A 1,455-nucleotide genomic window follows, 5' to 3' on the forward strand; every position below is an offset into this window, starting at 1 on the left:
TGGTGGGGCCAACCCCGGCCCCCCTTTTGCCCCCGCCCCCCCCAACCCCCCCCCCCCCCGGGGGGGGGGGGGGTTTTTGGGGGGGCGGGGGGGGGGGGGCGGAGCCCCAGGAGCGGTGCCGCACGTCAGCGGGCGCGGTTGAGGGACTGGAGGGCGGCTCGGAGGAGCTGCGGGACCGGGGCCGAGCCGCCGGAGGCTAGGGCCGCCTCCGCCTGCGGGGTCACGGCCGAGACCGCCTCCTCCGCCTCCCGGGGCGCGTACCCGAGGCCGATCAGCGCGGCCTGGAGCTGCTCGGTCCACGGAGCCGGACCGGCGGCGACGGCCCGCTGGGCGCCGACGAGGCCACTGGCCCCCAGCGGGGTCCCGAGCTTGCCCTTGAGCTCCAGCAGGAGCTTCTGGGCGCCCTTCTTGCCGATTCCGGGCACGGCCATCAGCGCCTTCTCGTCCCCGGTGGACACCGCGAGCCGCAGCCCGTCGGGGCTGTGCGCCCCGAGCATCGCCTGGGCCAGCCGCGGCCCGACCCCGCTGGCGGTCTGGAGCAGCTCGAAGACCTGGCGTTCGTCGTCGTCCGCGAAGCCGTAGAGGGTCAGCGAGTCCTCGCGCACGACCAGGGAGGTGGCGAGTTTCGCCTCCTGGCCCGTCCGCAGGCCCGCGATCGTGTTCGGCGTGCACTGCACGGCCATGCCCACTCCCCCGACCTCGATGACGGCCACGGTGGGGGCGAGCGCGGCGACCTGTCCGCTGACGAAGGCGATCATCGGGTACGGCCTTTCGAGACGGCGTGCTGGGCGACCGCCTGCTGGAGTCGGTTCTGGGCGGGGGCCCGCCAGATGTGGCAGATGGCGAGGGCGAGGGCGTCGGCGGCGTCGGCGGGCTTCGGCGGGGCGGCCAGCCGCAGCAGCCGGGTCACCATGGCCCCGACCTGTGCCTTGTCGGCCCGGCCGCTCCCGGTGACGGCCGCCTTGACCTCACTGGGGGTGTGCAGGGCGACCGGTATCCCGCGGCGGGCGGCGCACAGCATGGCGACGGCGCTGGCCTGGGCGGTGCCCATGACGGTGCTGACGTTGTGCTGGCTGAAGACCCGCTCCACGGCGACGACTTCGGGCCGGTGGGCGTCGAGCCATTCCTCGATGCCCTGCTCGATCGCGACGAGCCGGTGCCCGAGCTCGGCGTCCGCGGGGGTCCGTACGACGCCCACGCCGATCATGGTCAGCGGCCGCCCGGCGACACCCTCGACCACGCCGACGCCGCACCGCGTCAGCCCCGGGTCCACACCGAGTACGCGCACCGCACCCCTCCCTCGATCTCCTGTCCGAGCAGGCTATCGGGTGGTACTGACAATGCCGCGGGGGCACGGGGGGTGTTACCGTGGGGCCCCGTGGGGTGGCGCGGACGGGTGGGCCGGGGGCAGGGGCGGGGCGGGGACGGCGGAGGTGGGGGAGGCGGGCTGCGGGG

2 protein-coding genes are annotated in these 1,455 nt (G+C 75.9%); both read right to left on the reverse strand.

What is annotated here, in order from left to right; genetic code table 11:
* Nucleotides 1-125: 125 nt before the first annotated feature.
* Nucleotides 126-758 carry a Holliday junction branch migration protein RuvA gene (gene ruvA, locus ACFV0Q_RS41580; RefSeq protein ID WP_385013307.1) on the reverse strand — a complete coding sequence of 211 codons (633 nt, stop codon included), beginning with the start codon at nucleotides 756-758 and terminating at the stop codon, nucleotides 126-128.
* Nucleotides 755-1,288: a crossover junction endodeoxyribonuclease RuvC gene (gene ruvC / locus ACFV0Q_RS41585; RefSeq protein WP_385013309.1), complete on the reverse strand. Its 534-nt coding sequence runs from the start codon at nucleotides 1,286-1,288 to the stop codon at nucleotides 755-757. Before ruvC ends, ruvA begins: the two co-directional genes overlap by 4 nt.
* Between the last annotated feature and the right edge of the window lie 167 nt (nucleotides 1,289-1,455).

The sequence above is a fragment of the Streptomyces sp. NPDC059564 genome (assembly GCF_042735575.1).
Classification (GTDB): Bacteria; Actinomycetota; Actinomycetes; order Streptomycetales; family Streptomycetaceae; genus Streptomyces.